Here is a 25,721-nt window from a genome sequence, read left to right as displayed (position 1 = left end):
ACCCCAGAGGGTATTAGTAGGGCCATGGCGTCGCTCCCAGAGCGGGTCCACGAAGGGACTTGTGGTCCAGCACGACCCGACGTTCGGCCCTGGTTCACGACGAGAGCGCTGCTCGCTCTCGTCCCGCCGGCCCGACGCCTCGACCGCGACCACGATCTCTGCGGGCGACCGACGCGGCTACTCGGCCGATCGCTCGCAGGGATCAGAGGCCCGACTCTTCTCACCGGAGAGCAGCATCGATGTGAGGAACCGCTGCCAAGGCGGCTCCCGCCCTACCGTATGACAGCACCAGGGGAGCCGCTCATGCGGCGCCCCTGGTTGCATCATGACCCTTCACCGTCTGCGTCTACCCCGGGTCGCGAAACTCGCAACTCGCAACGCGAAAACTCGCGACAGGCTCGACCTAACTACAACCGCTCGTCGTCCCGCACGCAGGACAGACGTAGCACGAGCCAGACCTCTGCATGACGTTGCCACACGAGAAGCAGTACGGTGCGTCCGACGCGCTCGCCGAGACGTGCAGCCCGCTCTCACGAGTCGCAGTCTCATGCACGACGTCATCCCGACCCGAGTCCAAGCGATGCTCAGCCTGAGAGTACGTCTGCGCACTCGCACGCGTTGTCGGCTCACTGACCTCCTCGACTGGGAACAGCAACTCCGTTCGCCGCTCCGCCGTCGTCAGCACCCCCAGGTCCTCGCGCACCTCTCGCGGCAGATAGTCGATGGCGAGCCGGCGGAAGATGTAGTCGACGAGGCTCGAGGCGATGCGCACATCCGGGTCATCGGTCATGCCGGCCGGTTCGAAGCGCATGTTGACGTACTTGCGCACGAACGTCTCGAGAGGCACGCCGTGCTGGAGCCCGAGCGACACTGCGATAGAGAACGCGTCCATCACACCAGCGAGCGTCGAGCCTTGCTTGGAGACCTTGACGAACACCTCGCCCGGACGACCGTCGTCATACTCCCCGACCGTCACGTAGCCCTCGGCGTCAGCGACCTGGAACGCATAGGTACGGCTCCGCCGGTGTCGCGGCAAGCGTTCCCGAACGGGGCGCGTCCGCGAGGCTGCGAGCTGGCGTTCGAGCTCGCTCAGCTGTTCCTTGAGCGACGTGATGGCCTCAGAATCCTCCTCATGGGTCGTCGAAAGGGGCTGACCGACCTTCGATCCGTCGCGATAGAGCGCGACCGCCTTGATCCCGAGCCGCCAGGCATCCAGGTATGTCTGCTCCACGTCCTCAACGGTGGAGGTGCTCGGCAGGTTCACCGTCTTCGAGATCGCACCAGAGAGGAACGGCTGCACGGCCCCCATCATCGCGAGGTGTCCCGTCGGGCTGATCGGGTATTCCCCGACAGCGCATGCGAAGACGGCTTCGTGCTCCGGCTTGAGCCCAGGCGCACCGACGATGGAGTCGTGCTCGGCGAGATAGGCCGTGATCTGGTCGATCTCGTGCTCCGGATACCCCAGTGTCCGCAACGCCCGTGGCACGGTCTGGTTGACGATCTTCATGGTGCCGCCACCGACGAGGGTCTTGTACTTCACCAGTGAGAAGTCCGGCTCGATACCGGTGGTGTCACAGTCCATGAGAAACCCGATCGTGCCGGTCGGCGCGAGCAGCGATGCCTGGGCATTACGGACGCCGACCTCGCTCGCGCGCGCGATGGCCATGTCCCACGAAGCACGAGCGGCCTCGACGATCGCCTCCGGAGCGCCATCGACCTTCGCCAAGGCGTCGCGATGCATCCCGAGCACCCGCAGCATGGACTCAGCATCGTCGGCGTATCCAGCGAAGGGGCCGAGGCGCTCGGCGAGCTCTGCAGAACGCTCGTACGCAGCTCCTGTCATGAGCGCCGTCACCGCAGCCGCATAGGCGCGCCCGCCGTCTGAGTCGTATGGGAGCCCGAGCGCCATCAGCATCGCCCCGAGATTCGCATAGCCGAGCCCGAGTTGCCGATAGGCCCGCGACGTCTCCGCGATCCTCGGTGTCGGGTAGTCGGCGTTGCCGGCGAGGATGTCTTGCGCCGTGATGAGCACTCGCGCCGTGTGACGGAACCCCTCGACGTCGAAGTTGCCGTCCTCGTCCAGGTAGGCAAGCAGGTTGATGGAAGCCAAATTGCACGACGAGTTGTCGAGATGCATGTACTCCGAGCAGTTCCGGACCACAATCCCATCGACGATGTAGGAATGGTTCTTGGGCTCGCTCAGGTTGTAGGTGAGCTCGATCCCGTCCTCGAGACGCTCCGTCAGCCGCGCCGTCCGCCGAACCTCGTAGGACTGCTGTCCACCCACGATGTCGCGCAGCCGCGCCTGCTTGGCGCCGAGGCCGAACCCGACGTGCTCGGCGAAGCGCACGATCGACGCCGAGGTGATCCGTAGCTGATAAGCATCGTGGTTCGGGTACACCCTCACGTCCCCATCACGCCCGGTGTACGAGAACGACCCATTCGACGACCCCGAACGCGTCTTGTAGATCCGGCTCGTGATGCCGAACGTCGTCAGCAGTCGCTGCACCGAGCGGAGCAAGCCCGTCGAGATCGAGCCAAGGGAAACGTAGGACCCCTTGTTGCGGTCGACGATCACCGTGCCATCGGCGTCGAACAAGCCTCGAAGAAAGGCGCCGACGATCTCCGCTGGAGCCTGCTCGATCGCCCACGGCACATCCTTGTCCGGTCCCTTCGCCCTCTTCATGCCGAGCGCTTCCAAGAACCGCATGAACCGTTGCCTGCCAAAGCGCAGCTGGACGGTGCCGTTGGCTTGGGTCGACACCTTCAGAGGCCTGTTGCCGTTGATCTCGAGCAGGAGTTGCTGGTGGATCGGCAAGATCTCCTGCTGGTCGTCTGGAGACCCATAGGTCGCCACGACCGTCCCATTGGAGAGCGACCCGTCTCCGATGAGCCAACCCAAGAAGTGGGCGAAGTCCTCGCTCCAGCGCTCTGGGAAGGTCATCGGGTCGCGGCGGTCGCCCTTGTGATGGTAGAACTCCGGATCGGTTGCCACCGGCAACACCCAGGATGCATCCGTGGCTGGCGCCGGAAGATCCAGCAGCTGCACCTCGTCCTCCGGGGTGAGGTCCTCGGCCGCGACGTAACCGCGATTGACCGTGAAGATGCGGTGTCCCGGTGTGCAGCGAAGTTCGGCGCCGTTGTCGAAGCGCAACTTGACGACTTGGTTGTACCCGGTGACCATGAACGCCTCTGGCGAGGAGAGCAGCACCTGCTCCGTAGGATCGTCAGGGCTCGTGCTGTCGTGCGTGTAGACCAGGAACTCCTCGCCATCGAGCACGCGCCTGGTCAACTCCTCGAAGGCGATGAGGCCTTTGTTGGTGTGGACCCTGGCCGAGCCCGGGAAGCACGGATTCGACCCGTTGATCCGCCCGGCATTCGGCGTGGTATGCCAGCGATTGATGGTGGTGTCGAACTGGAGCCCTGGATCAGCGCACTCCCAGGCGGCCTCGGCGATCTGATGGAAGAGGTCACGGGCACGCACCGTCTTGGTGACCTCGCCCGTCGTCACCGCCCGCAGTTCCCACTCCCGGTCTTCGACGACGGCCTGCATGAACTCATCGGTCACGCGCACGGAGTTGTTGGCGTTCTGGTACTGGATCGAGAACGCATCCTTGCCGTCGACGCCCATGTCGAAGCCGGCTTCTGCGAGCACGCGCGCCTTGCGTTCCTCGATGGCCTTCGTCCAGACGAACTCCTCGACGTCGGGGTGGTCGACGTTCAAGATGACCATCTTGGCAGCCCGCCGCGTCTTGCCTCCCGACTTGATGGTGCCCGCTGAGGCATCGGCGCCTCGCATGAAGCTCACCGGCCCCGAAGCGGTGCCACCACCTGCCAACGGCTCGACCGAGGAGCGGATGGTGGAGAGGTTCACCCCGGCACCAGAACCACCCTTGAAGATGATCCCTTCCTCGTGGTACCAGTTCAAGATGGACTCCATCGTGTCATCGACGGAGAGGATGAAACAGGCGCTCGCCTGCTGCGGCACGCCCTCGACCCCGATGTTGAACCAGACCGGCGAGTTGAACGCCGCTCGCTGATGGACGAGCAGCCAGCGCAACTCGTCCGCGAAGGCATCGCGCTCGTCGTCGTCGGCGAAGTAGCCATCGGCCTCGCCCCAGGCCACGATCCGATTCACGATCCGATCGACGACCTGGCGCAACGAGCCCTCCCGCTCCGGTGTGCCGAGATGGCCCCGGAAGTACTTCTGCGCGAGAATGTTCGTGGCGTTCTGGCTCCACGTCACGGGAACCTCGACGTCTCGTTGCTCAAAGGCGACGTCGCCGGTACGCCAGTTCGTGATCCGCGCGTCGCGACGCTCCCATCCCACCGTCTCGTACGGGTGCAGCCCCGGAGCCGTGAAATGCCGCTGAATCCGTGCACTCGTGGACCTTGCCACTGCGCCTCCCTCTCACTCCCCTTCTTGGTCAGGCCAACGTCCGTTGGCCTGCTGAGTCACGACCGCGTGAACGTGCGTCCCATCCGACCGACGCAGCCCACCGACGTTGCTCGTCCTCCACCTCTGGACTGGAGGCCTCCAGCCCCGAACCCCGATCCACCACCGTCCGTAGCCGATCGACCGTGTTGCGAAACGCTACCACAGAACTAGTGCCCTCGTGTGTCGTTCGCACCCTATCCGTAGGGTTTGTGCCAGCGCATGCTAGCACCGATCGGGGCCGCGGTGGCGCTGTTCGCGCCGCCTTCGCAGCGCTCGGCCCTGGCCTCCTCGCGCGCGCCCCTAGGATGAGCCGAGCCTCGGACATCGCGAGGATCCGGCTCGAGAAAGGTGGTGGTCCCGTGCGCGTCACACCCGACGTGCGCAGCGCAGCCTTCGACCCGGATGACGCCATCGACCGCCTCGTCCTCGCACGCTTCGACGACGACAACCCGAGGTTGCCCGAGGCGGCAGTCATGGTGGTCATCCCCGCATTCGACGAGGAAGCCACCATCGCCGACGTCATCCGGCGCGTGCCCCGACAGCTCGCCGGCTCACCACCGCTCGTCGTCGTCGTGTCCGATGGTTCCCGAGACGCCACCGTCGACGTGGCACGCCGCGAAGGTGCGCTCGTCCTCGACGTCCCGATCAACCGCGGCCAAGGCGCTGCACTCCGTCTCGGTTACCTCCTCGCGATCCGTCGGGGCGCACGCATCGTCGGCATCGTCGACGCCGATGGCCAGTGGGACCCAGCCGACCTTGCGACGGGCGTGGATCTCGTCGATCACCACGTCGCCACGTTCGCACAAGGCTCACGCCGACTCGGCACGAGCACGGTGGGCGACCCCATCCGCGACCTTGGCGTTCGAGTCTTCTCGCTCGTCGTGTCCGCGCTCATCGGTCAGCGGGTCGGGGACACGTCATCGGGTATCCGCGTCATCGCGGCCGAGCTCCTCGGACGGCTCCGGCTCGACCAGCCCCAGTACCAATCCGCCGAACTCCTCCTCGCCGCAGCGTTCGCCGGCGCAACGATCGTCGAGTTCCCTGTCACGATGGTCGCTCGCCGCGCCGGCACCTCGAAGAAGGGCCGCAACTGGCGCTACGGCCTGCGCTATGGGCGCGTGGTGGCGCGTACCTATCTTCGTGAGCGATGGATCGCGCCGCGCTGACGACCACGGGCGATGCCGGTGCGCGCCGAGCCGTCGTCATCCTCATCGTCGTCCCGATCGTCCTCTTCGTCGTCCCGGCACTCGCGGGGCACCCACTCCTCTTTGGCGACAACGCGACGCAGAACGCACCGCTTCGCACGCTCGTCGGCCTCGACCTGCGCCATGGCTCCTGGCCACTGTGGGATCCCGCCATCTGGAGCGGCGTGCCCCTCGCCGCTGGCTTCAACGCGGGTGCCTTCAGCCCCTTCATCATCCCGTTCATCGTCCTCCCGACGGGGCTCGCCTTCTCCGTCGCCGCCGGATCCGCCTTCGCGACCATCGCACTGTCGGGGTATCTCTCGGCGCGAACCCTGGGCATCGGGGTCAAGGTCGCCACCGTCGCCGGCCTCGTCCTCGCCCTCACGGGTGCGGCGATCGGCCAGAGTGTCCACCTCGACATGATCGAAGGCGACGCGGGATGGATGCTTGCCTTCGTCTTCCTGGCTCGCCTCGCCTACGGACGCTCCTCTCGACTTGCCAACGCCCTCGGGCTCGCTGCCGGCTTCGCGCTCGACGTGCTCGCCGGCGCGCCCGAAGCCATGCTCGCGGGCCTCGTCGTCTTGGCGGTGGCCGCCGTCGTGTGGACCCTCGGGCGACGACTCGACGTTCGTGATCTCGTCGTCATCGCGATCTGCGCGCTCGAAGCACTCATGCTCGCAGCGATCCAGTGGGTACCCGGGCTCGCCTTTACCGCCCTGTCGACGCGAGCCCACCTGCCCCCGCACTACGCCGGTGCCGGACCGTTTTCGGGGATCTTCACGCCGCTCGCCGTCTATCCCATGGCTTTTGGGGGAGAGCTGATCTCCTACTTCGGCAACTACAACCCCTACGAGATCAACGTCTCGATCACCGCGCTCGGCCTCGCCTTCCTCCTCCTCGCAGCCGTGCGTCCCCGTGCGAGCACGCTCCGACGTGGTGCAGCACCTGCCCTGTGGAGTGCGGCGGTGCTCAGCATGCTGTTCGCACTCGGTGGCCACACGCCGTTCGCGCACCTCGTCTACCGGCTCCCGCTGTTCGACCTCCAGCGACTCGCGTCCCGTTACCTCATCGGGGTCGACTTCGCCGCCGTGCTCCTCGCGGCCGGCAGCGCCGACTGGGCACTTGCCCACCCCGACTCCTTCCGCCACCACCTCCCGACTCGAGTGGCACTCATCGTCTTTGGCACCCTCGCCGTGGGCTTTGCGCTCGTCGAGATCGTCGCGCCCGCTGCGCTGCTCGAACACTTCAACGTGGTGTCGCTGCCCACAGGGATCTCCCTCGCCGCACTGCGCGGCTACCTCGTCGTCATGGCCATCGCCGTGGGAGCGGCGACCATCGTGCTCCTCGGCTCGCCCTTGCGCGGTTGGGCCCTGCGCATCCTCGTCCTCGTCCTCGTCCTCGACGTCGCCAACCAAGTCCTCGAGTTCCCGCTGCTCTCGTCGCTCTCGCCACCGGTGCGAATGCCGACGGCACCGACGGTCGCATCGTTGCTCCGACGACCTCTGCGCTACGTCGTCTACGACCCTGAGCTCTATCTCTACGAGAGCCTGATCGCGACCGACGCGCAGCCCGACACCAACATCTACGCCCACACACTGTCGGCCTCGGGCTACAGCTCGCTCGGCCTCGCTCGCTACGACGCCGCCACCGGCACCAAGCCGGAGTCGACGTTCGATCCGGCCGATCTGTCCACCTTGGTTCGCGACTTCAATGTCCGCCTCGTCGTCACCTCACGCCGCTACTTCGCCACGGAAGCTCCGACGGCGTCCCGACTCCCCGCGTCATCTCCGCTCTCGCTCCGCGACGGTCGCCTCGACGTCTACGCCGGCGATCTCACCGGCGTCACGAAGCTCACCGCCACCGTCGCCAGTCCCGTCCGACGCCTGGCCATGAGCGTGACGCTCACGAGCGGCGCGACGATCCAGGCCGCGACCGAGCACCGGGCATCGTCCGTCCAGCTCGCCATTCCCGGCGGCGAGACGGTCCAGAGCGTCCGTCTCAGCGCTTCCAAGGGCGCCACGCTCCCCGTCCGTGTCGTCGCCGTCGCTTCGAGCGGCGCCTACCTCCTCGGTGGCCCGCTCGACACTGCCCTCGCTCCGAGCAGTTGGCACGAACTGATCGTTCGGGGCGCAGCACTCGCATTCGAGCTCCCTGAGCCCGCCCACTGGATCGAGCCCGAGCAGGGCCTGCGCGTCCTCGACGCCTCCCAAGCTGCATCGGGCACCATCACGGCGACCGTCGTCACGACCCACCCGACCCGGCTCGTCCTCCCCTTCGCGTGGGCGCCCGGCTGGTCGGCCCAGCTCGACGGTCACCCGGCTCCCGTTGGTTCCAGCCCTTCCGATCAGATGACCGTCGACGTCGGAGCTGGGCGCCAGCACCTCGTCATGAGCTACCACGCTCCACGGTTCGGCGAGGGCCTCGCCGCGAGCGCCCTCGGCCTCGCCGCCTGGTTCGTAGGGGCTCTCGTCCTCACCCGTCGTCGGACGAAGGTCCCGACCTCCTAGGACCCTCGTCGCTTGTCGGTGCCGCCCGGGACGTTGCTCGTCGGAGCCGCGCGTTGGATGGTCTAGGACCACTCAAGGAGGCACCAATGCGACGGAACATGGGTATCTGGGATCGAGCACTGCGGATCGTCGTCGCGACGCCAGTGTTCTGGGCGCTTGGCGTCATGGTCGGCAACGGCAGCGTCGGCAGCGTTGTTCTCTACGCGCTCGCGGCCATCATGCTGATCACCGGGCTGACCGGCTACTGCCCGCTCTATCGGCTCTTCGGCGATCGAACGACCGTCGGCTGCGCCTTCTGCGCCCGAGCCGAGCGCGAACACGCGATGCGCTAATTCTGCGGCTCGATCACTCCTCGAATAACGCCTGTCACGCAGGCAATAGCGTTGCCAGGGCTCACATCTCGCCACCCGGCCAGCTGTGAGCCTCTGGCGGCAGAATCGCCCATCATCGCAGCTCACACGCCCTGATGGGCTGCCTTTGTCGTCCCGGGGCCGCCGTGGCGCCTCCTGGACGTAGCCGCAGCACGTTCCTAGAATCCCCACTGGGTATGCGTTGACATGCGTGCGTGCGCCGATCGTACGCACGGCTGTGTGCTGCAGGGGGTGGGGCGAGCGTGCTCACGGAGCAACGGACGACATCCAAAGAGACCTGGATCAAGGTCCTGGATCAAACCAAGTGCATCGGCTGCCATGCGTGCACGACCGCGTGCAAGTCGGAGAACCAGGTCCCGCTGGGGGTGACGCGGACCTACGTCAAGGCCGTCGAGGTCGGTACGTTCCCGCAGGTTCGGCGCTCGTTCCAGGTCACACGCTGCAACCAGTGCACCAACCCACCGTGCGTCGCGGCCTGCCCGACTGGGGCGATGTATCAGCGACCCGATGGCATCGTCGATTTCAACAAGGCCATCTGCATCGGCTGCAAGGCGTGCATGGCCGCATGCCCCTACGACGCCATCTTCATCAATCCCGAGGACCACTCCGCCGAGAAGTGCAACTTCTGTGCGCATCGTCTCGACATCGGCCTCGAACCGGCGTGCGTCGTCGTCTGCCCGACCGAGGCCATCCTCATCGGCAAGCTCGAGGACGACACCGCACGCGCGACCCGCGTCGTCCACCGCACCCCGGTGGCCGTGCGCAACCCGGAGAAGGGGACCCGTCCGAAGCTGTTCTATCGCGGCGCACACCAGGCAACCCTGGATCCCATCGCGGCCGAGCGTCCGCGCGGCGATACGTACATGTGGTCCCAGATCCCGAGCGGACCGCACGTCATCGCCTCGGGCCACCCGGCCGACGCCCACGTGCCGAACTCGTCGGCCAAGGCCAAGCTGGTCTACGACGTCGCCCACAATGCACCGTGGGGCGGCCTGGTCAGCCTCTACACCTGGACGAAGGGCCTCTCGGCCGGTGCCTACCTCGTGCCGATCACGCTGTGGTTGCTCGGGAAGCTGCCGTTCTCGTCGGACCTCGTCCGCATCTGGGGACCGTCGATCTCGCTCGCCTTCCTCGCGATCACCGGGGGGCTCCTGATCGGCGACCTCAAGCATCCCGAACGCTTCTACCTGCTCTTCCTCAAGGGTCGACCCGAGAGCTGGCTCGTCAGGGGGGGCTACGGACTCCTCCTCTTCGGCGGCATCGACACGCTGACCCTCATCGCCGGCATCCTGCACAGCTCGACCGCCATGGGCATCCTCGCCATCCCGGGGATTCCCCTTGCCGCACTCGCGGCGCTCTATACCGCGTTCCTGTTCGCCCAAGCCAAAGCACGCGATCTCTGGCAGAGCCCCCTGATGCCGATCCACCTCGTCATCCAGGCGCTCCTGCTCGGATCGGCCGTCAGCGTCTTCGTCGCGGCCATCACCGATCCCGGCTCGACGGTCGGCTACCTCGAGCGTCTCACAGGCGCGCTCGCGATCCTGAACGCGCTGCTCGTGGTGGGTGAGATCACCATCACGCACCCCACGGCCAAGGCCCACCTTGCCGTGTGGGAGATGACCCACGGCGCACTCGGGCGCCTCTTCTGGCTGGGATTCGCGCTCGATCTCGTCGGGATCCTCACCCCGCTCGGCATGGCCCTTGCCGCAGCAGCGCTCCTGTGCATCCTCCCGCTCGAACACGCCTACGTCCAAGCCGGCCAACGCGTCCCGTTGGCGTAACCCTCGGAGGTACGACCACCATGGCTACGAACGACGTCGAATCTCTCTCGGCTCGCATTCGCGCGCTCCGCGAGCAGACCGAGGCACGCGGGGAAACCTTCTACCAGGGGCCCTCGCGCATCGACCTCGCGAGCTTCCCGCCCAAGGAGCGCTGGGACGACTGGGTCGAGCTCGACTCGCGCGCCTGGCCGAAGCGCGTCGAGCATCGATCGATGCTCGTGCCCACCACCTGCTTCAACTGCGAGAGCGCCTGCGGCCTCCTCGCCTATGTCGATCGCGACACCTTGGCCGTGCGCAAGTTCGAGGGCAACCCCGAACATCCCGGCTCGCGAGGGCGCAACTGCGCCAAGGGTCCCGCGACGCTCAACCAGATCACCGACCCTGACCGCATCCTCTTCCCCCTTCGGCGGGTGGGGGCCCGCGGGAGCGGGAAGTGGGAGCGCGTGAGCTGGGACGAGGCGCTCGACGATCTCGCCCGTCGCCTCCGCCAGGCGCTCGTCGAGGACCGCCAGAACGAGATCATGATCCACCTCGGTCGTCCTGGGGAAGACGGCTTCACCGAGCGTGTCCTTGCCGCTTGGGGCGTCGACGGCCACAACTCGCACACCAACGTGTGCTCGTCGGGTGGACGAACTGGCTATCAGTTCTGGAGCGGGATCGATCGGCCCAGCGCCGACTTCGCCAACGCGAAGGTGATCTACCTCATCAGCTCCCACCTCGAGACCGGTCACTACTTCAACCCTCATGCGCAGCGCATCACCGAAGCCCGCGAGCGCGGCGCGAAGCTCATCGTCGCCGACACGCGCCTGTCGAACACCTCGACGCACGCGGACGTGTGGATGTCGCCGTGGCCCGGCTCCGAAGCGGCGATCAACCTCTCGATCGCGAACTACCTGATCCAGCACGACCGCTTCAACCGCGCCTTCGTCGAGCGGTGGTGGAACTGGCGCGAGTACCTCGAGGCGGTCCACCCCGAGCTCCCGGTGACCTTCGATGCCTTCGTGGGGGTGCTCAAGCAGCTCTACTCCGACTTCACCTTCGCGTACGCGGCCAAGGAGAGCGGTGTCGACGAAGCCACGCTCCGCGAGGTCGCCGAGCTCGTCGCCGACGCCGGCACCCAGCTCGCCACGCATACCTGGCGCTCGGCAGCCGCCGGCAACCTCGGTGGCTGGCAGGTCTCTCGGACGCTGTTCCTCCTGAACGCACTACTGGGGGCCGTCGCGACGCCAGGGGGCACGAACCTCAATGCCTGGAACAAGTTCGTGCCACGACCGATCCACGTCCCGCCGCACCCGAAGGTCTGGCAGGAGCTGTCCTGGCCCGTCGACTATCCACTTGCCCAGAACGAGCTCTCGTTCTTGCTCCCGCACCTCATGGAGGAGTACGGCAAGCGACTCGAGGTGTACTTCACGAGGGTCTACAACCCCGTGTGGACCAACCCGGATGGCTTTGCCTGGATCGAGATGCTGCTCGACGAGCACAAAGTCGGGTGCTACGTCGCGCTCACGCCCACCTGGAACGAGACCGCGTTCTTCGCGGACTACATCTTGCCGATGGGTCACGCCTCCGAACGCCACGACACCCACTCCTACGAGCAGTACGACGGCCAGTGGATCGGGTTTCGCCAACCCGTGCTCCGAGCGGCTCGTGAGCGTCTCGGCGAGACCGTCACCGACACCCGCCAGGTCAATCCCGGTGAGGTGTGGGAGGAGAACGAGTTCTGGATCGAGCTGTCGTGGCGCATCGACCCCGACGGCTCCCTGGGTATCCGGCGCTACTTCGAGTCTCGAGCCAACCCCGGCCAGAAGCTCTCCGTCGAGGAGTACTACGCCTGGATGTTCGAGCATTCGGTGCCAGGACTCCCCGAAGCCGCGGCCAAGGAGGGCCTCACGCCGCTCGGCTACATGCGCCGCTACGGTGCCTTCGAGGTCGCGCGCCAGGTCGGCCAGGTCTACGAACGGCCCGTCCCGGCCGAGGAACTCGACGACGTCCACGTCGACGACCATGGCCGGGTCTGGACTCGAGCTCCGAAGCCCGCGAGTGCCAACATCGTCCCGACCGGCGACCCGAGCCCCGACGACGAGGGACGTCGGCCCGTCGGCGTCGAGGTCGACGGCGCGATCCTGCGAGGCTTCCCCACGCCCTCCGGTCGGCTCGAGTTCTACTCGGCCACCGTCGCCTCGTGGGGATGGCCAGAGTACGCCATCCCGACCTACATCCCGAGCCACGTCCATCCGTCGAAGCTCGCCGACGGGCAGATGCCCCTGATCTCGACCTTCCGCCTGCCCGTGCAGATCCACACCCGGTCGGCCAACTCGAAGTGGCTCGACGAGATCGCCCACACGAACCCACTGTGGATCCATCCGACCGACGCGGCCCGCATCGGCGTGCGCGACGGTGAGCTCGTCCGCGTCACCACCGATCTCGGCTACTTCGTCGTCAAGGCGTGGGTCACCGAAGGCATCCGTCCCGGTGTCGTCGCCTGCTCGCACCACATGGGACGGTGGCGCCTCGGCGACGTCGGATCGAAGGGCATGATGCGTCTCGTCGCCCTGCGCCGCCAGGGATCACGCTGGACGCTCGACCCCTCCGACGGCGTCGCGCCCTACGAGTCGGCCGATCCCGACACCCAGCGCATCTGGTGGACCGACGTGGGCGTGCACCAGAACCTCACCTTCGGCGTGCACCCCGATCCGATCTCGGGGATGCACTGCTGGCACCAGGTCGTCACCGTGACCCGAGCCCAGCCTGGCGACCGCCACGCCGAGGTCTACGTCGACACCGCTCGTTCGCGCGAGGTGTTCCACCGCTGGCTCGAGCTCGCTCGTTCCGCCCGCGAGGTCAGCCCCGACGGGACGCGCCGCCCTCGCTGGCTCATGCGTCCGCTCAAGCCGACCCCAGAGGCCTTCCGACTCCCGACCTCGGCGACCGCCAGTGAACCAACTCGACAGTGACACGCGCAAGCTCGCCGAGGTCGTCCGGGGCCTCGCCGAGCTCAGCGAGAACCCCGAGCCCGACCCCGAGCTCCTCGCCCTCTTCGGGGTAGGACGCTCGCGTGCCGCCTTCACCGAGCTGTTCGACTTCGAGCTGCCCCCCTACACGAGCTTCTTCCTGACGCGCGGCCCGCTGCTCGGCGGCGAGCCCACGGAGCGCACACGCGAGTTCCTCGCGACCTACGTCGCCGATCTCACGACCCCAGCGCTCTGCGATCACGTGGGCTTCTTGCTCTCCGTCCTCGCCGCCGCGCTCGATCGCGATGCGCTCGACTTCGCACGCGCCTTCCTCTGGGAGCAGCTCGCACCGATCGGTCCGTTGTACGCATGCGCCGCTCGCGCACTCGGTCCCCCCGAGTACGCACCGTGGGCAGAACACCTCCTCGCCACCCTCAACAGCCTCGCCGAACGCCTGGGTGTGCCCTCGGCTCTCCCACTGCACCTGCGAGCCGCCCCGGATCTCGAGACTCCCGATGACCTCGACGGGCTCCTCGAGCTGTGCCTCTCCCCCGCCCTGTCGGGGATCGTGCTCACGCGGCGCGGCATTCTCGCCGCCGCCAACCGCGCCGAGGTGCCCATCCGCTTCGGAGGCCGTCGCTTCAGCTTCCGATCGCTCCTCGAGGCAGACCCCCGTGAGGCCCTCGCCCTCGTACGCCAGAGCGCGACCGAACAAGATCGCTGGCGTCTCGGCAGCGCCTTCGCCCCCGTCGAGCACTGGTGGCACGAGCGGCGCTCGGCACTGCTCGCGCGCCTCGCCGAACTCGAAGCACGCCCCGGCTCCGAACGCTGAGCGCTCCGCCGCTGGGCGCGTCACGGCACGAGCCGTCGGCAGCGCCTGCCCACTCCGCCCCACCCGAGCAGCGAGAGCGCACAGCGCAGCGAACTCGGCCGCGAGCGGCGCTCGAAGCACACCGCCTCCGCCATCGATCGTTCGACCTTGCGACCCTCAGGCCGCCCACACGCGTGACGCGCCATGGAGCGCGAGCCGCCACCGGGGCTCGCGAACCCGATCCTGTGCCAAGCACCCGCGTCGGTGGTCACCGCAACGCGCGCTCACAGGCGCGTCGAGCGCGCGCGATCTGCGCTCAGCCGGCGACGCGGCCCTGATCCTCCTGGAAGTCCGACCACGCGAACTGCAGACCCTCCGCCAGTTCGACGTCAGCCTTCAGGCCGAGCGAGCGCGCGAGCGACAGGTCCACGCTCACGCCCGGCATCTCACCAGCCTTCGCAGGCACATGACGCAGGCGCAGCTCGTGGCCCGTGACGTCGCCGACGAGATCGACCAGCTCATTCACGCTGACGCTCGTGCCGGAACCGAACGAGACCGCGCCCACGAAGCCGAGCTCCTCGAGGCGCACGAAGGCGTCCACGACGTCACCGATGTAGACGAAGTCACGCACCTGCTCACCGTCTCCGTAGATGGTCGCCTCAGACAGGCCGACCACATGACGCAGGAGGCGCGGCACGATCGAGTCCTTGTGCCACATCCCCGGACCGTAGACGTTCGTCAGGCGCACCGACGCGACGTGGATGCCGTAGCTAGCGGCGTACGCGCTCCCGAGCATCTCCCCTGCCGCCTTCGTCGCGCCATAGGGCGTGAGTGGCGCCAACGGCGAGCGCTCCGAGATGGTGCCGCTGTCACCCGCACCCACGACCGCGTTGGTCGACGCGAAGAGGACGCTCGCGACCTCGTGCGTGCGCGCGAACTCGAGCGCGTTCTCGTAGCCCACCAGGTTGGACACAAAGACGTCGTGAGGGTCGTTCACCGACTGCAAGACGCTGGTGCGGGCCGCGAAGTGGTAGAGCGCACGGACGTGCTCGCCAGCGAGCTCGGTCGCGAGGGCGAGCCAGGTGCGCTCGTGCTCGATCGCGCCCTTGACGAACACATCGAGTTCGCGGTGCTGCGGCGCGTTGCGATCGACGATCGCGACCCGCACGCCGCGCGCTCGAAGCGCACGAGCGACCGCGGTCCCGATGAATCCCGAGCCGCCGGTGACGATCGCCCACTCTGCCTGCTGCCGCACGTGACCACCTTTCGCCAGCGACTCTCCGGTCAGGCAACGCGCTTCGCCACCTCGTGGCGACCGCAGCGCTACCACCTCGTTACCTTACTCGACCATCCGGATGCACGAGCAACAACCCGAGGGTTCCTAACCGATCGGTAACACGTCACCATCCGCGCTCGCTCGGCGCCCGGTTCTATGCTGGGAGAGCGTGGACCGAATCGATCGCATGGGGCGCCGACTCCTCGAGGTGGTCGGCCTGCGACGGTTCGTCCCGCTGTGGGATCGCTTCTGGCGCTACGCGGCCGGGTCGGCAGCGACCGCCGTCTTGTCGCAGCTGGTCCTCCTCGTCGTCTACTCACTCTGGCATCTCCTCGATGCGCGTGACGCTGCCATCGTGGCCACGCTCGTCGGCATCCCACCGTCCTACTGGCTCAATCGCTCCTGGGCCTGGCGCCGTCGTGATCGCTCGTCGCTCGCCCGTGAGGTCCTGCCCTACGTCGCGATGTCACTCACCAGCCTGATCGTCTCGACCTGGGCAGTCGACGTGGCGCACGCCCATGCCCTCGCGCTCGGTGCATCCCGACTCGACCAGGACATCGTGGTCCAGGGAACCTACTTCGCTTCCTTCGTCGTGCTGTGGTTCGCCAAGTTCGCCTTCATGCACCTCGCCCTCTTCGGACGGAGCCGTTCGGACCTGCACGCCGAGCAGATCCGATGATCGCACGAGGTGCCCTCATCCACGTCACGACCGACGACCTGGACGCACTGCGAGCAGCACTCGGGTCGGCCGCGAACCTCCATCGGGCCGCTCCGGACCTCACGATCGAGGTCGTCTGCCAAGGTGCGGCCGTTCGCCGCCTGCTGGCGCCCTCACCGCTCGAGCCACTCCTGAGCCCTGCCCTCGAATGGCGCCGCGTCCTCGCCTGTGACAACAGCCTCCAGGCACTCGGCGCGACGAGCAGCGACCTCGCCAGCGATGTCGGCCATGTGCCTGCCGCCATCGCTCACCTCGTGGCGCGCCAGGGCGACGGCTGGGCTTACGTCAAGCTCCCTTGATCCTCGAGCCACCGGCGCCACCTGGAACGCCGGCTTCTCGCGCGTGGTCCGGGCATCGCCCTCTGCCCGGCGCCGTCGAGGACCGCACGTCCCAGGACGTCCGCCACCACCTGCGCCACCGCCGAGACGGCGTAGAGACCCTCCAGAAGGATGCGGGCCTCAGGAGAGCCCGCGACCGCCTCGTCGAGCCCATCGACGATCCGCGCCGCCTCGAAGGCGACCCCTTCGATCAGGGCGCCTGCGATGGCGGGCTCATCGCTGGTCAGCGAGAGTCCTGCAAGGACGCCACGACGACCCACGAGAGCCCGTTCGCTGCTGGGCTCATCGGCGATCGCTGCCGCCTCGTGGAGGTCGCCGACACCAACGAGGCGCACGATCGCTGCGACCGCGCCCCTATCGATCGGAACCTCTGAGCGCGCACCGCCGACGACCACGACGAGCGGCGTGTCGCCGCCGCGACGCTGCTCGTCCCCACCCACCATGGCGGGGACGAGCCTAACGTCTCGTCGTCGGGCCGCGACGGACTACGACTGCGCCGCGAGCAGCTGCGCGCCGACGTCGGCCCCGTCGTCGATGACGACAGGGCGAATGTGCTTGTTCGCCGACAGCCACGCCGCACCCGCTGCGGCGCGATACCCTCCGGCGCAGTGCACCACCACGGTCCGATCCGTCGCCACCTCGTCGATCTGGTTCGGCAAGAAGTAGATCGGGATCTGGATGGCGCCCGGGATCGGCAGGGCCCGAGCCTCGGACGGATTGCGCAGGTCGAGGAGCGTGTGATCGCTCCCCCGATACTGCTGCACGTACTCCTGCCAGCTGATGCGCTCGAGACGCTCGACGCCCCAGGCATCCATCAGCGGTTCGGGCTCGATCCAGCCACGCACCTCGTCGATCCCGATACGACCGAGGCTGAGCGCCGCCTCACGTGCGGTCGCCTCGTCGGACGAGACCAAGACGATCGGGCGACCGTAGTGGTGGAGCCACCCGAGATAGGTCGAGAACACGTTCGAGTACTCGAACGCGAGCGTGCCGGCCGGACGACCCTCGAGGCTCTGCTTCCGGGGCCGGATGTCCACGACCGCGGCCTCGTGATGATCGCGCAGCTCGGTCACCTGGGCAACGTCGAGCTTCGGGAGGCTGTCGATGCGCAGCGGCGCGGGACCCGAGACGTTCGCAGGCCCCATGTGGCGGTAGTAGGCCGGGAACGGATCGTAGGTCGCCACCAACATGTCCGCGAACGACTCCGCGGAGTCGTACTTGTAGACGATGTTGACGCGCTTCTCGCCATCGAGCGTCGAGTCGCCGGCCTCCTCGACCGACACCGACGAGCAGAACGAGCCGAAGCCGTGCGTCGGCATCAAGATCGTCGGCCCGGGGAGCTCGGTCGCGAAGCGCTGGGCCGAGTGCCACTGGTCCTTCGCGAGGCCGTAGGTCGCCTCCGGGCTGATGAGGTCCGTGCGTCCTACGGATCCATAGAGCAACGACCCACCCGAGAGCAGCACCGGTGGCCGATCGTCGGCCGGATCGCGCACCACGAACGAGATGTGCGTCGGCGTATGGCCAGGCGTGTGCAGCACGGTGACCTCCATGTCGCCGAGGCGCAGCACCTCGCGGTCGGCGACCGCTCGGCGCTCGAAGTGCACCTGCTCGCCCTCGAACACGAGGTAGTCGACGTCGAGCTCCTTCGCGAGCGCATAGCCGCCGGTGACGTAGTCGTTGTGCATGTGGGTGTCGCCGACCGCGACCGCCTCGAGGCCGCGCTCCGCGAGGATGGCGAGCATACGGTCGATGTCGCGCTGCGGATCGATCACGATCGCGCGACGCCCGTCGTGCACGATGTACGACCGGTCGCCGAGCTCGAGCGTCGGGACGATGATGAGATCGAGCATCCTGTGTCCTCCTAGGTACCAACCGCTATACCCCCAGCGGTATCTCCGATTATACCATAGGGGGTGTGATAGCGGCAATAAGCTCGCTAGGAGATCGCGTCCGAACCGAGGAGTGCCTCGAGCGCCCGGATGTCGTCACGCAGCTTGGCCGCCTCCTCGAAGCGCAGCTCGGTGGCGGCGCGCTCCATCTCTTCGCGGAGCGAGTCGATGACGTCGCGCACCTGCTCCGGGTTCATGCCAGCGGTCCGCTCTTCGATCGCTCGACGCCCGAGCGTCGGCGTCGGCGCGCTGCGCGTGCGCTCGGTGACGAGGTCGTCGATCCTCGCGCTCACGGAGCGCGGCGTGATCCCGTGGCGTGCGTTGTAGTCGGCCTGGATGCTCCGGCGGCGTTCGGTCTCCGAGATCGCTCGGGCCATCGAGGGCGTGACGGCATCCGCATAGAGGATCACCGTGCCCTCGACGTTGCGTGCGGCTCGGCCGATGGTCTGGATGAGCGAGGTCTCGGAGCGCAAGAAGCCCTCCTTGTCGGCGTCCATGATCGCCACGAGCCCCACTTCTGGCAGATCGAGGCCCTCGCGCAGCAGGTTGATCCCGACGAGGACGTCGAAGACCCCGAGGCGCAGATCGCGCACGATCTCGATGCGCTCCAAGGTCTCGATCGTCGAGTGGAGGTAGCGCACCCTGACGCCGAGGCCCTCGAAGTACTCGGTGAGGTCCTCGGCCATGCGCTTGGTGAGCGTGGTGACGAGCACCCGCTGGTCGCGCTCGACCCGAGCGCGGATCTCCGCGAGCAGGTCGTCGATCTGGCCCTTCGTGGGGCGGACCTCGACTTTGGGATCGAGGAGGCCCGTCGGACGCACGATCAGCTCCACCGTGCGCCCAGCGTGCTCACGCTCGAACGGACCAGGGGTCGCTGACATGAAGATGGCTTGAGGGACCCGTTCGAGGAACTCGTCGAAGCGAAGCGGACGGTTGTCGAGTGCGCTCGGCAGGCGGAACCCGTGCTCGACGAGGGTCTCCTTGCGAGAGCGATCGCCTGCGTACTGCGCGCGGAGCTGGGGGAGGCCGACGTGGCTCTCGTCGATGACGACGAGGAAGTCCTTGGGGAAGTAGTCGAGCAGCGTGTAGGGCGCCTGTCCGGGCTCGCGACCATCGAGGTGGCGGGAGTAGTTCTCGATCCCATTGCAGTAGCCGACTTCTTGGAGCATCTCGAGGTCGAGTTCGGTGCGCATGCGGAGCCGCTGCGCCTCGAGCAGCTTGCCCGCGCTCTCGAGCTCACGGAGCCGCTCCCCGAGCTCGTCGCTGATGGACCGAAGCGCACGCTCGACCACCTCCGGGCTCGCGAGGTAGTGCGTCGCCGGGAACAGAACGATGTCCTCCAGCTCGCGCAGCACCTCCCCCGTCGTCTGATCCACGCTCACGATCCGCTCGACCTCGTCGCCGAAGAACTCGACGCGCACGATGCGCTCCTCGTAGGCCGGGTGGACCTCGAGCACGTCGCCTCGCACGCGGAAACGGCCACGGGCGAGCTCGAGGTCGTTGCGCTGGTACTGCATGGCCACGAGCCTTCGCACCACGAGCCCCATCGGCTGATCCATCCCGACCTCGATGGGGAGGATCTGACCTTCGTAGGCGCTCGGGCTCCCGAGGCCGTAGATGCACGAGACGGAGGCCACGACCACCACGTCTCGCCTCGTGAGCAGGGCCGACGTCGCCGAGTGCCGCAGTCGGTCGATCTCGTCGTTGATGGACGAGTCCTTCTCGATGTAGGTATCGGAGGAGGGTATGTAGGCCTCGGGTTGGTAGTAGTCGTAGTACGACACGAAGTACTCGACCCGATTGCGGGGCATGAAGCCGCGAAACTCATTGGCGAGCTGGGCCGCGAGTGACTTGTTCGGCGCGATGACGAGCGTGGGGCGCTGCAGTCGCTCGATCGTCCAGGCGATGGTGGCGCTCTTGCCGGAGCCCGTGATCCCGAGCAGCGTCGTGAACCGGTTGCCCGACTCGATCGAGGTGACGAGCTCGTCGATCGCCCTCGGCTGATCGCCACTCGGGCGATACGGCGCGTGGACCTCGAAGCGCTCCGGCACTACACCGGGAGTCTACCGTGCGCTCGCGTGCGACGCCGGGATCCCGAACAGATCCTCGAGGAGCGTCTCGGCCCGCGACCGGACATCGGCGGCCACGACGTGGAGGTTCTCGGGTCGCAGGTAGGTCGGCAGCAGCACGTCGTCGGCGCGGCTGTACTCCTCGAGATCGAGCCCCGAGGCGAGCCAGTGGGTGAGACGGTAGCCGTCGACGATGGCGCCGTGGAGTCGCGACAGAGAACCCTTCGGCGTGTGGTGGTGGCTCACGGCCTCGACGATGTCCGGGGCGAAGTTCCAGTAGGCGAGGACGTCGCCCGCGATGAGCGCATGGTGGATCCCGTAGCGACCACGTTCGGCTCGCACGAGGGCGGCCTCGGACGAGGCCGTGAGCGGCTCGGCACGGAACGCCCCGACGACGGCGGCGTAGCTCGGGTCCAGACTCTCGAGGAGCGCGTGGCCGATGTCGTGGAGGAGTCCGGTCGAGAAGGCGAGCTGCGGATCGAGCCCGATCCCCCGCGCGACGGCCGCCGCACCCACCGCCGACATCACCGATCGTTGCCAGTCCTGCCGGGAGACGCTCATGACGCCCTCGACGAACGAGGCCAGCGCGAGCGAACGGACGGTCTCGAACCCGATCACCGCCACCGCGTGCTGCAAGGTGCGCACGTTGGCCTGACTCGAGAAGACCACCGAGTTCGCCGTTCGCATGACCCGCTCGACGAGCGCCGGATCCGTGCCGACGACAGTCGCGAGCTCGGCAGCACCGATGTCGTCGCGATCGATGACCGCGAGCACGCGTTCGGCGACGCTCCTCGATGGTTCGAACTCCGCGATCCGGGCCGTCAGCTGCTCCGCGGTGATCACCTCAGCCATGGTCACCTCCTCGCGAACCCATCGTCACGCGCGGCGATGACCTTTACCGTCGGCAGCGAGCGCGAGCGACCACACACGATCGGCAGCCTTGGCGAGGGCCTCTGGACCACCGTCGTTGTCGATGACGAGGTCCGCCTCGTGCCGCTGGGCCTCGAAGTCGAAGCGAGCACGACGCTGGCGTAGCTCCGCCTCGCTCATGCGCCCCTCCTCCGCGACGCGAGCGCCCGCGCGCTCGGCGCTCGCCCCGACCCACACGACGAGATCGGGGCAGATCCAGTCGTCCGCCCGCCGCCACAGCGGGACCTCGACGACGACGACGTCCCCATCGCCGGCTGACGCCAACTGGGCCTCGATCTCGGCACGGATCGCAGGATGGGTGAGCCGACCGAGGAGCGCCGTCGTCTCGGCCGAGCCAAAGGCGCGCGCGGCCAGCACGTCACGCCGGAGCCGCCCCTCGTTGTCGCAGATGTCATCGCCGAAAGCCGCCACCAACGAGGCGAGCACCTCGGAACCTGGCTCGACGACCGCTCGCGCCACCTCGTCGGCGTCGATGCCCACCGCACCTCGCTCGACGAGCCGAGCACGCAACGTCGACTTGCCCGAGCCGGTCGGGCCACACACGACGATGACCGTGGGCACGTCTCAGCGGTTCACGTCGACGACGATCCGCCCGCGAACGTGCCCGGCGAGGATCTCAGGTCCGAGGGCGGGCACGTCCTCGAGCCCCACCTCCCGGGTCACCTCCGCCAGCAGTGCGGGGTCGAGGTCGCTCGCGAGCGCTGCCCATGCCGCTCGCCGATCCTCGAGCGGTGCGAGCGTCGAGTCGATCCCGACGATACTCACGCCGCGGAGCAAGAAGGGCATCACCGAGGCGCAAAAGCGGTCGCCGCCGGCAAGACCCACGGATGCGACGGCCGCGCCGTGGGCCATCTGGGCAAGCGCGGTCGCGAGCGTCGAGCCCCCGACCGCATCGATGGCCCCGCCGAAGCGCTCCGACTCGAGCGGGCGCACGTCGTCCCTCGCGAGCTCGGCTCTGGCGATGATGCTGCTCGCACCCAGCGAGCGCAGGTAGGGCGCCTCGTCGGTCCGACCGGTCGACGCAGCCACCCCCCACCCTCGTCGAGCGGCGACAGCGACCGCGATGGAGCCCACCCCACCCGCGGCTCCAGTCACGAGCAGGGGGAAGGTCCGATCGGAACGCCCCCGCTGCTCGACGGCCATGATCGCGAGCATGGCGCTCAGGCCAGCCGTCCCGATCGCCATCGCCCTTCGCGCATCGAGGCCCTCGGGCAACGGAACGACCCACTCCGGACGCACCCTGGCCTCTTGGGCAAGACCGCCCGGATGGCGCTCGCCGACGTGGAACCCCGTGACCACGACGCGGGTCCCCGGAGCGAACGTCCCCGTCCGGTCTTCGATCACCTCACCGGCAAGGTCGACACCGGCGACATGGGGGTAGCGCCGAACCAGCCTCCCGAGCCCTCCGAGGACCATGCCGTCTTTGTAGTTGAGGGTCGAGTAGTGCACGCGGATCCGCACTGGATCGTGGCCGAGCAGGCTCTCGTCGAGCTCCTCGACGCGAGCTGCGACCGTGCCCCCATCCTCGCGGACGACGACGCCGCGCGGGCTCACCCCTTCACCCGCCGTGCCACGGTGTCGAGCAGCGTCGTCCAGTCGGCGCTGAAGGCGTGGGCACCTTGCTCCTGCAAGACGTCGCCAAGGCCCGCGAGATCGACTCCCGCCGAGGCGACCTCCTCGAGCAGTGCATCGGCCCCCGCGAGGTCGTCGTCGAGCACGGGCTCGATCTCGCCGTGGTCGTCGAAGGCCAGCAGGGTCCCCTCCGGGACGGTGTCGATCGTCCCTGGCGCCACCAGTCGCCCGAGGTAGTAGGTATCGGGGAGCTCGGGGTTCTTCGTCGAGGTCGAGGCCCAGAGGAGCCGCTGGGCTCTCGCACCCTGGCCGGCGAGCCTGCTGAAGCGCTCCGACGCGAGGAGCGCCTGGTAGGCCGCGTAGATCCGACGCATGATCGCAAGGCCCGTACGGCCCTGGAGCTCACGGGGCACGAGCGGATCGACGGCCGAGTCCCAGCGGGAGACGAAGACGCTCGCGACCGAGGGCACCACGAGGGACAACCCGGCGCTCGAACGCCGCTCGATGCCCTCGAGGTAGGCCTCCGCGGCTGCGGTGTAGTGCTCGACGGAGAACAGCAAGGTGACGTTCACGCCGATCCCCGAGGCGATCAACTCGCTGATCGCGGGGAGGCCCTCTGGGGTACCGGGTACCTTGACGAGCACGTTCGGCTCCGCGAAGCGCGACCGCAGCTCACGCGCCCACGACAGCGTCGCCTGGGTGTCGTGCGCGTACTGGGGAGGCACCTCGATCGACACGTAGCCGTCGACGCCGTCGGTGCGCTCGTACACCGGCGCGAACAGCCCGGCAGCCTCGGCGAGGTCCCAGTGGGCGAGTTCGTAGACGACGGCCTCTGGATCGTGGACACCGCGAGCGACCGCATCGGCAATGCGCTCGTCGTAGTCGGTCGAACCGGCGATGGCGTGCGACAGGATCGACGGGTTCGACGTCAAGCCGGTCACCGCGAGCTCGTCGATGTAGTGCGCGAGCGTGCCCTTGGCGAGCAGTCGCCTCGAGATCGCATCCAGCCAGACGCTCTGGCCGTGTTCCGCCAGCAAGCGAGCCCTCTTCATGGCATCTCCTCTCTCTTCGGCGGCCCTTGCCGCCACGAACGGTACCACTCGATGAGCCGCGCCGTCGTCGGGTCGAGGTCGGCACCCTCGACGTCGCGCTCGCCCGTCGTGAAGGGCGCGAGCTGGTCGGCGAGCTCCTTGCCGAGCTCGACGCCCCACTGGTCGAACGAGTCGATCCCCCACACAGCCCCCTGGACGAACACCGAGTGCTCGTAGAGTGCGATCAGCGCGCCGAGCGTCTCCGGCGCGAGTCGGGGCATCATCACCACGCTCGAGGGGCGTGAACCGGGCATCCGTTTGTGCGGCACGAGGCGCTCGGGCACCCCTGCCGCCCGCAACGACGCCTCGTCCCGGCCGAAGGCGAGTGCCTGGGCCTGCGCGAAGGCGTTCGCCACCAGCAGGTCGTGGTGGCGCTCGGGACCGGCTTGTGCCTCGGCGACCACGATGATGTCCGCAGGCACGAGGGTCGTCCCCTGGTGCAGCAGCTGATAGAAGGCGTGCTGGCCCTTCGTCCCCGGCTCTCCCCAGACGATGGCGCCCGTGTCGTAGTCCACGCGCTCGCCGTCGCGTCGGACGGACTTGCCGTTCGACTCCATGGTCAGCTGCTGCAGGTACGACGGCAAGAGCGCGAGACGCTCCGCGTACGGCAGCACCGCGTAGGTCTGGGCGCCGAGAAAGGTGCGATACCACAGCATCAACAAGCCGTGCAGGACGGGGGCGTTCACATCCATCGGCTCGGTCCGAAAGTGCTCGTCCATGGCGTGGGCCCCGGCGAGCAGACTGAGGAAGCCCTCCGGTCCGACGGCGACCATCAGCGCAAAACCCACCGCCGACCACACCGAGTAGCGCCCACCGACGAAGTCCCAGAAGCCGAAGACGTTGGCGGGGTCGACACCGAACGCCGTCGCGGCCTCGACGTTCGACGAGACCGCGACCACGTGGCGCGCCACCACCTCAGGGCCCTCTCCCAGCTCGGAGCGCAGCCACGCGAGCGCCGCCGTGGCGTTCTGGAGCGTCTCGAGGGTCCGGAACGTCTTCGAGACCACGACGAACAGCGTCCGGGCGGGCTCGGCGCCGACGAGCGCTCGCTCGAGGTCGACGGGATCGACGTTCGAGACGAACCGGACCTCGGGCCCGCCGTGGCCGAAGGCCTCCAGGGCGAGGGCCGCCATGCGAGGGCCGAGATCGGAGCCGCCGATCCCGATCGACACGACGCGCTCGATCCGTTCGCCGGTCACACCCGTCCAGCTGCCGTCGCGCAGACGAACGGCGGCCTCCGCCATGCGCTCGAGGACGTCGTGGACCGCGGAAGAGACGTCGATCCCGTCGACGACGGGTGCCCCTCCCCGCGGCGCGCGCAGCCATACGTGCCCCACGGCTCGATCCTCGGTGGTGTTGATGTGGCCACCGCCGAACATCGCCTCACGCAGCTCGACCACCTTCGTCTCGCGCGCGAGCTCACCGAGCAGCTCCAACGTGCGAGCGCGTACGAGCTGTCGCGTCGCATCGATCCGGAGCAGCCCGGCATCGAGGACGAGCCGACGCTCGCGATCGCTTCCCTCGGCCACCAACGTGCCAAGAGGCACGTCGCGCAGCTCCGCGGCCTCGGCCTCGAGCTCACGCCACACCCGAAGCGATCTCGGATCCACCGTCTCCACCGAGCGCTCCCTTCTGTCGCATCGCCACGACGCGCGCCGCCCGACCATGCGCCACACGCGCTCGTCGTCGGGCGACTCGCTCGAGCAGCCTGGCCACGATCCGGACACAGGCACGCTCCGACGTACCGCTAGGCAGCCTAACCCGATCCCTCGAAGAGCCCTCGGGCGATGGCGCG

Annotated in this window: 18 protein-coding genes; 8 read left to right on the top strand and 10 right to left on the bottom strand. The window is 68.0% G+C overall.

Annotated features, from left to right (window positions below):
• Positions 1-403: 403 nt before the first annotated feature.
• Positions 404-4,399, bottom strand: a complete 3,996-nt coding sequence (locus AFER_RS05255; RefSeq protein WP_015798449.1) for a ribonucleotide reductase barrel domain-containing protein — start codon at positions 4,397-4,399, stop codon at positions 404-406.
• Between the two features lie 398 nt (positions 4,400-4,797).
• Here AFER_RS05255 and AFER_RS05250 point away from each other — a divergent pair, with 398 nt between their 5' ends.
• From AFER_RS05250 to AFER_RS05225, 6 genes are all read left to right on the top strand, one after another.
• Positions 4,798-5,604: a glycosyltransferase family 2 protein gene (locus AFER_RS05250; RefSeq protein WP_015798448.1), complete on the top strand. Its 807-nt coding sequence runs from the start codon at positions 4,798-4,800 to the stop codon at positions 5,602-5,604.
• Complete coding sequence (locus tag AFER_RS05245) at positions 5,586-8,129, top strand: glycosyltransferase family protein (protein WP_015798447.1); 2,544 nt, start codon at positions 5,586-5,588, stop codon at positions 8,127-8,129. Before AFER_RS05250 ends, AFER_RS05245 begins: the two co-directional genes overlap by 19 nt.
• 86 nt (positions 8,130-8,215) lie before the next feature.
• Entirely contained in the window at positions 8,216-8,461 is a 246-nt protein-coding gene (locus tag AFER_RS05240; protein ID WP_015798446.1) for a YgaP family membrane protein, read from the top strand.
• 404 nt (positions 8,462-8,865) lie between these two features.
• Entirely contained in the window at positions 8,866-10,281 is a 1,416-nt protein-coding gene (locus AFER_RS05235) for a 4Fe-4S dicluster domain-containing protein (protein ID WP_171788954.1), read from the top strand.
• A gap of 20 nt (positions 10,282-10,301) precedes the next feature.
• Entirely contained in the window at positions 10,302-13,235 is a 2,934-nt protein-coding gene (locus AFER_RS05230) for a molybdopterin dinucleotide binding domain-containing protein (protein ID WP_015798444.1), read from the top strand.
• Entirely contained in the window at positions 13,216-14,064 is an 849-nt protein-coding gene (locus AFER_RS05225; protein WP_015798443.1) for a molecular chaperone TorD family protein, read from the top strand. The genes AFER_RS05230 and AFER_RS05225 overlap by 20 nt, the downstream gene beginning before the upstream one ends.
• A 295-nt stretch (positions 14,065-14,359) precedes the next feature.
• Here AFER_RS05225 and AFER_RS05215 read toward each other — a convergent pair whose 3' ends face one another.
• Positions 14,360-15,298, bottom strand: a complete 939-nt coding sequence (locus AFER_RS05215) for an NAD-dependent epimerase/dehydratase family protein (RefSeq protein ID WP_015798442.1) — start codon at positions 15,296-15,298, stop codon at positions 14,360-14,362.
• Between the two features lie 190 nt (positions 15,299-15,488).
• Between AFER_RS05215 and AFER_RS05210 the strand changes: the two genes are divergently transcribed.
• Both AFER_RS05210 and AFER_RS05205 read left to right on the top strand, forming a co-directional pair.
• Positions 15,489-15,998 (top strand): GtrA family protein, encoded by a 510-nt coding sequence (locus AFER_RS05210; protein ID WP_041661707.1) that lies wholly within the window; start codon positions 15,489-15,491, stop codon positions 15,996-15,998.
• A complete protein-coding gene (locus AFER_RS05205) occupies positions 15,995-16,336 on the top strand; it encodes a DsrE family protein (RefSeq protein WP_015798440.1) in 342 nt (113 codons plus the stop codon). The genes AFER_RS05210 and AFER_RS05205 overlap by 4 nt, the downstream gene beginning before the upstream one ends.
• On the opposite strand, the gene AFER_RS05200 is transcribed toward AFER_RS05205, so the two are convergent.
• From AFER_RS05200 to pgi, 8 genes are all read right to left on the bottom strand, one after another.
• A complete protein-coding gene (locus tag AFER_RS05200; RefSeq protein WP_015798439.1) occupies positions 16,318-16,818 on the bottom strand; it encodes an FGGY-family carbohydrate kinase in 501 nt (166 codons plus the stop codon). The two genes, AFER_RS05205 and AFER_RS05200, sit on opposite strands and share 19 nt — an antisense overlap.
• Before the next feature lie 42 nt (positions 16,819-16,860).
• A complete protein-coding gene (locus AFER_RS05195) occupies positions 16,861-18,225 on the bottom strand; it encodes an MBL fold metallo-hydrolase (RefSeq protein WP_015798438.1) in 1,365 nt (454 codons plus the stop codon).
• Between the two features lie 86 nt (positions 18,226-18,311).
• A complete protein-coding gene (uvrB, locus tag AFER_RS05190) occupies positions 18,312-20,315 on the bottom strand; it encodes an excinuclease ABC subunit UvrB (protein ID WP_015798437.1) in 2,004 nt (667 codons plus the stop codon).
• A 12-nt stretch (positions 20,316-20,327) separates the two neighbouring features.
• Positions 20,328-21,185 (bottom strand): HDOD domain-containing protein, encoded by an 858-nt coding sequence (locus AFER_RS05185; protein WP_015798436.1) that lies wholly within the window; start codon positions 21,183-21,185, stop codon positions 20,328-20,330.
• Positions 21,186-21,209: 24 nt separating this feature from the next.
• Positions 21,210-21,824, bottom strand: coding sequence for a dephospho-CoA kinase (gene coaE / locus AFER_RS05180; protein ID WP_015798435.1), 615 nt, complete (start codon positions 21,822-21,824; stop codon positions 21,210-21,212).
• A 3-nt stretch (positions 21,825-21,827) separates the two neighbouring features.
• Complete coding sequence (locus tag AFER_RS05175; protein WP_015798434.1) at positions 21,828-22,817, bottom strand: MDR family oxidoreductase; 990 nt, start codon at positions 22,815-22,817, stop codon at positions 21,828-21,830.
• Positions 22,814-23,887, bottom strand: coding sequence for a transaldolase (gene tal / locus AFER_RS05170; protein ID WP_015798433.1), 1,074 nt, complete (start codon positions 23,885-23,887; stop codon positions 22,814-22,816). Before tal ends, AFER_RS05175 begins: the two co-directional genes overlap by 4 nt.
• Complete coding sequence (gene pgi, locus AFER_RS05165) at positions 23,884-25,545, bottom strand: glucose-6-phosphate isomerase (RefSeq protein ID WP_015798432.1); 1,662 nt, start codon at positions 25,543-25,545, stop codon at positions 23,884-23,886. The genes tal and pgi overlap by 4 nt, the downstream gene beginning before the upstream one ends.
• Positions 25,546-25,721: the final 176 nt, after the last annotated feature.

The sequence above is a fragment of the Acidimicrobium ferrooxidans DSM 10331 genome, from assembly GCF_000023265.1.
GTDB lineage: Bacteria > Actinomycetota > Acidimicrobiia > Acidimicrobiales > Acidimicrobiaceae > Acidimicrobium > Acidimicrobium ferrooxidans.
The sequence above is the reverse complement of the archived record's forward strand: the minus strand, read 5'-3'. Positions and strand labels throughout refer to the sequence as shown.

Bases quoted from the DNA above. Each gene is read 5' to 3' on its own strand.
- tal (WP_015798433.1), bottom strand. From the start codon at position 23,887: ATGAAGAGGGCTCGCTTGCTGGCGGAACACGGCCAGAGCGTCTGGCTG.
- AFER_RS05240 (WP_015798446.1), top strand. From the start codon at position 8,216: ATGCGACGGAACATGGGTATCTGGGATCGAGCACTGCGGATCGTCGTC.
- AFER_RS05185 (WP_015798436.1), bottom strand. From the start codon at position 21,185: ATGGCTGAGGTGATCACCGCGGAGCAGCTGACGGCCCGGATCGCGGAG.
- AFER_RS05245 (WP_015798447.1), top strand. From the start codon at position 5,586: ATGGATCGCGCCGCGCTGACGACCACGGGCGATGCCGGTGCGCGCCGA.
- AFER_RS05205 (WP_015798440.1), top strand. From the start codon at position 15,995: ATGATCGCACGAGGTGCCCTCATCCACGTCACGACCGACGACCTGGAC.
- AFER_RS05230 (WP_015798444.1), top strand. From the start codon at position 10,302: ATGGCTACGAACGACGTCGAATCTCTCTCGGCTCGCATTCGCGCGCTC.
- AFER_RS05195 (WP_015798438.1), bottom strand. From the start codon at position 18,225: ATGCTCGATCTCATCATCGTCCCGACGCTCGAGCTCGGCGACCGGTCG.
- AFER_RS05200 (WP_015798439.1), bottom strand. From the start codon at position 16,818: ATGGTGGGTGGGGACGAGCAGCGTCGCGGCGGCGACACGCCGCTCGTC.